A 7,001-nucleotide genomic window follows, 5' to 3' on the forward strand; every position below is an offset into this window, starting at 1 on the left:
GAGGGCTACCTGCTCGCCGCGTACGTCCCGCCCAGCGCCGCCGAGCCGTTGCGGCCGACGGACGCCGCCGGGCTCGTGCTGCTCGGCCGCGACGGCACCCGCGCGGCGGCCGCCGTCACCGAGGGCCGCACGGCTGCCACGGCGACGTGGCTGGTCCGGGACCTGGCCACCACGCCGTCCAGCACGAAGACGCCGGCGTGGCTCGCGGACCAGGCCAAGCGCCTGGCGACGAAGGCCGGCCTCGAGGTCACCGTCCGCGGCACCCGCGAGCTCGCGGCCGAGGGGTTCGGCGGCATCCTCGCCGTCGGCGCCGGATCGGCGTCGACCCCCCGCCTCGTCACCGTCTCGTACACACCCTCGACCGCCGGCGGCAAGCACGTCGTCGTCGTCGGCAAAGGCATCACGTTCGACACGGGCGGCATCTCGATCAAGCCGCGCGAGGGCATGGTGCCCATGAAGACGGACATGACCGGTGCCGCCGTCGCGCTGGCCACCGTGCTCGGCGCGGCCGCCGCGGGCGTCGCCCACCGCGTCACCGCGGTTCTCCCGCTCGCCGAGAACCACTTCGGGGGCGCCTCGTACCGGCCCGGCGACGTGCTGACGATGTGGGGCGGCACCACCGTCGAGATCGCCAACACCGACGCCGAGGGCCGCCTGGTCCTGGCCGACGCGCTGGCCTGGGCGGACGCCACCCTCGACCCCGACGTGCTCATCGACGTCGCCACGCTGACCGGCGCCGCCACCCTGGGCCTGGGCAAGCAGCACGCGGCCCTCTACTCCGCCGACGACGACCTGGTCTCCGCGCTGCTCGCGGCCGCGGACGCCTCGGGCGAGCTGGCGTGGCAGATGCCGCTGGTCGAGGAGTACGAGGAGGCCGTGCGCTCCGACGTCGCGGACCTGCGGCACGTGCCCGTGGACAAGCACATCGGCGGCGGGTCGATCACCGCGGCGCTGTTCCTGCGGCACTTCGTCGGGTCACGCCGGTGGGCCCACCTCGACATCGCGGGCCCGGCCCGCGCGACCGCGGACAAGCACGAGGTCACCGAGGGTGCGACCGGCTTCGGCGCCCGGCTGCTGCTGCGCTACCTGGACGAGCTGCGCTGACGCAGGTCCGCAGGTGACCCGCGGCACGTCCGCTCCTAGGGTGAGACTCATGCCGGACGCGCTGCCCCGCCCCGAGCCCTTCCGCCTGCAGACCGCCGCCGGGGCGATCGAGGACCTGCGTGCCCGGCTGCGTGCGACCCGCTGGCCGGACGCGCCCGAGGACGCCGGGTGGTCGATCGGGACGGACGTCGACTACCTCCGCGGGCTCGTGGCCTACTGGGCGGACGGGTTCGACTGGTCGGCGCAGGAGGCCGAGCTGGCCCGGCTGCCGCACTTCCGGGTCGGGCTCCGCGGGCTCGGGATCCACTACGTGCACGCCCGAGCGGTCGCGCCGACCGGTCCCGTGCTCCCGATCGTGCTGAGCCACGGCTGGCCCGACTCGTTTTGGCGCTACACCAAGGTGGTCCCGCTCCTGACTGACCCCGGAGCGCACGGCGCCGACCCTGCCGACGCGTTTGACGTGGTCGTGCCGGACATGCCGGGCTACGGCTACTCCGACCGCCCGACGGGTCCGCCGCTCGACACGGTCGCCGTCGCGGGGCTGTGGGCGCAGCTCATGAGCGTGCTCGGCTACGAGCGGTTCGGGGCGGCGGGCGGCGACATGGGCAGCCACGTCAGCCGCTACCTCGCGCTCGACCATCCCGACCGGGTCGTCGGGGTGCACCGCACGGACGCCGGTGTCCCGGTGTTCGGCGGCGACCCGGCGGAGCTCGCCCCCGAGGAGCGCGCGTGGCTCGACGACGCCGCGGCCTGGGGCGTCGCCGAGGGCGCGTACGGCGCGATCCACCGCACGAAGCCGCAGACGCTGGCCGTCGGTCTGACCGACTCGCCGGCCGGGCTCGCCTCGTGGATCGTCGAGAAGCTGCGTGCCTGGAGCGACTGCGCCGGCGACGTCGAGCGCAGCTTCACCAAGGACGAGATCCTCACGAACATCACGATCTACTGGCTCACGGGCACGATCGCCTCGTCGGTGCGGATGTACCGCGCCAACAGCCTGATCCCGCGCGCTCAGCTGGCCCGACGCGTCGAGGTGCCGTCCGGCTTCTCGCTGTTTGCCGGCGACGTCCTGCGTCCGCCGCGGGCGTGGCTCGACCGCACGACGAACGCCCAGCGCGTGACCGAGCCGCCGCGCGGCGGGCACTTCGCGCCGTTCGAGGAGCCCGAGCTCTACGCCCAGGAGCTGCGCGACTTCTTCCGGCCGTACCGCGGGGCCACTCGCTGACGAGTGCGCCTACGCCTGCCGGGCCCCTGGTGCCGACTCGCCGGCCGTTGCCGCCCAGCTCGCGAGCACGCGCAGGGCGTCCTCGTCAGGTGATCCCGCGGGACTGGTGAAGGTGATCATCGACAGTCCGGGATCGGCCGGGAGGTCCAGCACCTCGAAGTCCAGGTGCAGCTCCCCGACGACGGGGTGCCGGACGTGCTTCCGGCCGGTTCGGTGCAGGCGGACGTCGTGGGCGGCCCAACGGGTCCGGAACCCCGGGCTCCGGGTGCTGAGCTCGCCGACGAGGTCGGTGAGCGAGCGGTCGTAGGGGTCGCGCCCGGCCTCGGTGCGCAGCTGGGAGACGGTGTCGTCGGCGGCGCGCTCCCAGTCGATCCAGAAGTCGCGGGCGCGGTCGTCCAGGAACGTGAACCGCGCGTGGTTCGCGGGGCTGCCGGGCGGTCGCGGCGTTGCGGAGACCGGTGCGAACAGCGCGCGGCCCAGCGCGTTCGCTCCGACCAGGTCGAGGCGGCCGTTGTTGACGATGACCGGCACGGTCTCGCCCATCAGGTCGAGCAGGCGCTGCACGCCCGGCCGGACCTGGCCGGATGCCCGCGTGCGGCGCTGTCGGGTGCCGGGGCCGGCCTCGCGGGCGAGGTCGGCCAGGTGGGTCCGTTCGGCCTCGTCGAGCTGCAGGGCGCGGGCGAGGGAGTCCAGCACGCTGTCGGAGACGCCGGCGAGGTTGCCACGCTCGAGCTGGGCGTAGTACTCGACGCTGACCCCGGCAAGGTCGGCCACCTCGCTCCGCTTGAGACCAGGGACTCGCCGATTGGTGCTGAACGCGGTCAGGCCGGCGCGCTCGGGGGTGAGCCGGGCCCGGCGGGTGCTCAGGAAGTCCTTGACCTCGTCGCGGTTGTCCACGCCGCCACGGTAGATCTCGGTCGAGGAGCGTGGGGTGGGCTGCCGGTACACCTTCCCGCAGTGACTTCTCCGCCCGCCGCCCGACGGGTTGCATGGCAAACGTGCCGCCCCGGGGCGGCGGACCCGAGTCGAGATCGAGAGGCACGAGCATGAGCGAGCAGGTCTGGATGGTGACCGGTGCAGGTCGTGGGCTGGGCGTGGACATCGCGCGGGCGGCCCTGGCCGCAGGGCACGCGGTGGTGGCGACGGGTCGGGATCCGAAGCAGGTGGAGAGCGCGATCGGCCCGCACGACAACCTGCTCGCCGTCGCGCTGGACATCACGGACCCGGCTGCGGCCGAGGCGGCGGTGGCGGCAGCGCTCGGCCGGTTCGGCAGCATCGACGTGCTGGTGAACAACGCCGGCAACTTCTACGCCGGCTACTTCGAGAACATCAGCCCCGAGCAGCTCCGCGCGCAGATGGAGACCAACTTCTTCGGGCCGCTCAACGTCACCCGAGCGGTCCTGCCGGTCCTGCGGGCTCAGCGCTCCGGCCAGGTCATCACGATCACCTCGACCGCGGGCCTGGTCGGTCAGGAGTTCTGCGCCGCCTATGCCGCGTCGAAGTTCGCGCTCGAGGGGTGGATGGAGTCCCTGCGGTTCGACGTCGCCCCGTACGGGATCTCGACGATGGCCGTCGAGCCCGGGTTCTTCCGCACCGAGCTGCTGGTCGAGGGCGCGTCGACGATCTGGCCCGAGCTGGACATCGAGGACTACGCCGAGCGCACCACGTCGACGATCGCGGCGTGGCAGGCCATGAACGGTCAGCAGGGCGGCGACCCGGCCCGGCTGGCCCAGGCGTTGGTCACGCTGTCCGACTCCGGCGAGCTGCCGCTGCGCTTCGTCGCGGGCGCCGACGCGATGGCCGGGGTCGAGGCCAACCTCACGACCGTCCAGGGTCAGATCGACGCACACCGGGACCTGTCAGCGTCCCTGGCGTTCAGCAGCTGACGTCGGACGCCTCCCGGGCGGCCGCAGGCCTCAGCGCTTGACCGCGACCAGCAGGCCGTCGCCCGTGGGCAGGAGGGCGGGCAGCAGGCGGTCGTCGGCCCGGACGATGCGGCCGACCTCGCGGATGGTGGTCGTGGTCTCGTCGCGGCGGGCGGGGTCGGCGACCCGGTCGTGCCAGAGGGCGTTGTCGACGGCGAGGACGCCGCCGGGGCGGAGCAGGCGCACCGCCTGCTCGACGTAGCCGGGGTAGCTCTCCTTGTCGGCGTCGACGAACACCAGGTCGTAGCCGCCGTCCGTGAGGCGGGGGACGACGTCGAGGGCGCGGCCCGAGATGGTGCGCGTGCGGGTGGGCTTGACGCCCTCCTCGACGAACGCCTCCTTGGCGGCGCGCTGGTGCTCGACCTCGAGGTCGATGGTGGTCAGCACGCCGTCGGCGGGCATGCCGCGCAGCAGGTAGAGGGAGCCGACGCCGGCGCCGGTGCCGATCTCGACGACCGCGCGGGCCGCGACGGCCGCCGCGAGGACGCTCAGTGCGGCGCCGGAGCCGGGCAGGACGGGGGTGCAGCCGAGCTGGGCGGCTCGTTCGCGGGCCCGCAGCAGGATGTCGTCCTCCGGCAGGAACTCCTCGCAGTAGACCCAGCTCTGGGCCTTGTCGGTGGAGATGGCTGCCTCCTGGGGCGGGATGACGGGGTGCTGCAACGGTCGTCCGCCAGCGTAGTCGCGGGGTCGCGATGGACGCGGGAGGCGGTCGGCTCCGCTGACGGCGGAACTTCTCGCCCGCTGGACGCGTTCCTACGGTTCGAGGCTCACAGTTCCACCTGGGACACTGGAGCACTGATGGCACGTACCGAGGAGACCGACCCCATGACCACGCAGCCCGCCGCCTGGCAGGCACCGTCATGGGAGGAGATCGTCCGGGACCACTCCGCTCGGGTCTACCGGCTCGCGTACCGCCTCACCGGCAACAAGTACGACGCCGAGGACCTCACGCAGGAGACGTTCGTCCGCGTGTTCCGGTCGCTGCACTCGTACACGCCCGGCACGTTCGAGGGCTGGCTGCACCGGATCACCACCAACCTCTTCCTCGACCAGGCCCGGCGCCGCCAGCGCATCCGCATGGACGCCATGGGCGAGGACGCCGAGCGCTACGCCTCCGGCGACCAGCTGAGCGCCCCGGAGCGCGCGTTCGAGCACGGCAACCTGGACCTCGACATCCAGAAGGCCCTCGACGACCTGCCGCCCGAGTACCGGGCCGCCGTCGTCCTCTGCGACATCGAGGGCCTCTCCTACGAGGAGATCGCGGTGACGCTCGGCATCAAGCTGGGCACCGTCCGCTCCCGCATCCACCGTGCCCGTGCCCGGCTGCGCGTCTCGTTGGAGCATCGCGCTCCCGGCGCCCTCGCCGGTACCTCCGCCGACGACTCCCCGCTGACGGTCCTCGGATGAGCCACCTCGGGTCGCGGATCAGCGCACTGGTCGACGGGCAGCTCTCGGTGGCGGACACCGAGCGCGCCCTCGCTCACGTCGCCGTCTGCCCCGGGTGCTCCGCCGAGCTCGCTGCGTCCCGCGCGGCCCGCCGGGCGCTGGCGTCCGCCGACGAGGTCGCGCCGACGGCCGACCTCACGGCCCGGCTCCTCTCGCTGGCGGGGAGCGCCGAGCCGTTCGCCGGGGACCCGTTCGCGCCGCCGGCCCGGCAGTCCCGCGACGAGCTCGCGTCCTACGGCGTCGCCAGCGGGGGCCTGGGCTCCCGCGGCTGGCGGTCCGGATCGTCGCTGCGCGGTGACGTCGGGCAGCGACGCTCGTCGGTGCGGATCGCGGCCGGCTCGATGGCGGGCCTCGGTGCGGTCGCCGCGATGCTCTTCGTGCTCGGCGAGCGCCCCGACGTCGTCCCCACGGTGCACCCCGGCGTCGACCTCGGCCTGCTCGGTCAGGCCGTCACGGCCGACCCGGCGACGCAGGCGGGGTCGATCGACACGACCGCCTGGCCCGTCGTGACGGACGGCTCCGCGCAGAGCAGCACCGGCACCGGGACCACGTCGTGGCTGCGCGCGCACGAGTGGTCCTTCCCCCAGCAGCTGCCGCAGGGCTGGTCCGTGACGGCGGTCCGCTGGGCCGGCGACGACTCCACCGTGCTCGAGGTCGACGTGCTCGGCCCCGACGGCACCTCTCTCGTGGTGACCGAGCAGCAGGGCCGCCTCGACACGACCGCGCTCGCGGGCGCGCCGACCGGCGAGGTGGGCGGTCGCGAGGTCTACGTCCTGTCGTACGAGCCGTGGCACGTCGTGTGGCAGGCCGACTCGACGGTGGTCCAGGTGGTCGGCTCGCAGTCGTCCGACGACGCCGCGACACTTGTGGGAGCCTTTCCGGGCGGCGCCTTCGACGACGGCGTGCCTGCGCGGATCACGCGGGGCTGGGACACCGTGACAGGAGCGCTCGAACGGCCATGACGACCCCCGACGACGACGCGCAGCCGGCTGCGGTACCCGCTCCCGACCGTCCGTCCGACGCGGGTCCGACGAGTCCGTTCGCCTCTCCGTCCGGCCGCCGCGAGCTGCCGCCGACGCCTGAGGCGCCGACCGAGCCTCCGGCCGGACCGGCTGCCGAGCCGACGGCCGCCGCTCCTGCCGAGCCAGTCCCCGGACCGCCGGCCCAGGACGCCATGACGCCACCGGTCGACCCGGGCGCACCCGCACMGGGGCCCGTGTGGCCGGTCTGGGCGCAGCAGGAGCCGACGCCCGCCGCCGCACCGGTCGCGGTAGTCCCCGGCGCGACGCCCGTGCCGGCCGACC

At 74.1% G+C, this 7,001-nt stretch carries 7 protein-coding genes and 1 pseudogene; 6 read left to right on the forward strand and 2 right to left on the reverse strand.

Annotated elements, in window-relative coordinates; genetic code table 11:
• Both ACXJKG_RS17860 and ACXJKG_RS17865 read left to right on the forward strand, forming a co-directional pair.
• The coding region (locus ACXJKG_RS17860) for a leucyl aminopeptidase family protein (protein ID WP_456847088.1) at positions 1-1,104 on the forward strand (1,104 nt) is incomplete at its 5' end.
• A 49-nt stretch (positions 1,105-1,153) separates the two neighbouring features.
• The gene (locus ACXJKG_RS17865) at positions 1,154-2,326 is read left to right on the forward strand and encodes an epoxide hydrolase family protein (protein WP_456847089.1); all 1,173 of its coding nucleotides are present in this window, start codon (positions 1,154-1,156) and stop codon (positions 2,324-2,326) included.
• Positions 2,327-2,335: 9 nt separating this feature from the next.
• Here ACXJKG_RS17865 and ACXJKG_RS17870 read toward each other — a convergent pair whose 3' ends face one another.
• Positions 2,336-3,223, reverse strand: coding sequence for a helix-turn-helix domain-containing protein (locus tag ACXJKG_RS17870; protein WP_456847090.1), 888 nt, complete (start codon positions 3,221-3,223; stop codon positions 2,336-2,338).
• 149 nt (positions 3,224-3,372) lie between these two features.
• Here ACXJKG_RS17870 and ACXJKG_RS17875 point away from each other — a divergent pair, with 149 nt between their 5' ends.
• Positions 3,373-4,212, forward strand: coding sequence for an SDR family oxidoreductase (locus ACXJKG_RS17875; protein ID WP_456847091.1), 840 nt, complete (start codon positions 3,373-3,375; stop codon positions 4,210-4,212).
• Between the two features lie 30 nt (positions 4,213-4,242).
• Here ACXJKG_RS17875 and ACXJKG_RS17880 read toward each other — a convergent pair whose 3' ends face one another.
• Positions 4,243-4,875, reverse strand: coding sequence for an O-methyltransferase (locus ACXJKG_RS17880; RefSeq protein ID WP_456847093.1), 633 nt, complete (start codon positions 4,873-4,875; stop codon positions 4,243-4,245).
• 201 nt (positions 4,876-5,076) lie between these two features.
• Between ACXJKG_RS17880 and sigE the strand changes: the two genes are divergently transcribed.
• The 3 genes and pseudogenes from sigE to ACXJKG_RS17895 all read left to right on the forward strand — a co-directional run.
• Entirely contained in the window at positions 5,077-5,658 is a 582-nt protein-coding gene (gene sigE / locus ACXJKG_RS17885) for an RNA polymerase sigma factor SigE (RefSeq protein ID WP_456847094.1), read from the forward strand.
• On the forward strand, positions 5,655-6,659 hold the full coding sequence (locus ACXJKG_RS17890; RefSeq protein ID WP_456847092.1) for a zf-HC2 domain-containing protein: 1,005 nt from the start codon (positions 5,655-5,657) through the stop codon (positions 6,657-6,659). The genes sigE and ACXJKG_RS17890 overlap by 4 nt, the downstream gene beginning before the upstream one ends.
• Positions 6,656-7,001 (forward strand): annotated as a pseudogene (locus ACXJKG_RS17895) (M23 family peptidase); the annotation flags it as partial. The gene ACXJKG_RS17890 and the pseudogene ACXJKG_RS17895, both read left to right, overlap by 4 nt.

It is taken from the genome of Cellulomonas sp. P5_C6, from assembly GCF_054049635.1.

Excerpts from the sequence above, each read along its gene's own strand:
- sigE (WP_456847094.1), top strand. The coding sequence starts at position 5,077 with ATGACCACGCAGCCCGCCGCCTGGCAGGCACCGTCATGGGAGGAGATC.
- ACXJKG_RS17875 (WP_456847091.1), top strand. The coding sequence starts at position 3,373 with ATGAGCGAGCAGGTCTGGATGGTGACCGGTGCAGGTCGTGGGCTGGGC.
- ACXJKG_RS17865 (WP_456847089.1), top strand. The coding sequence starts at position 1,154 with ATGCCGGACGCGCTGCCCCGCCCCGAGCCCTTCCGCCTGCAGACCGCC.
- ACXJKG_RS17890 (WP_456847092.1), top strand. The coding sequence starts at position 5,655 with ATGAGCCACCTCGGGTCGCGGATCAGCGCACTGGTCGACGGGCAGCTC.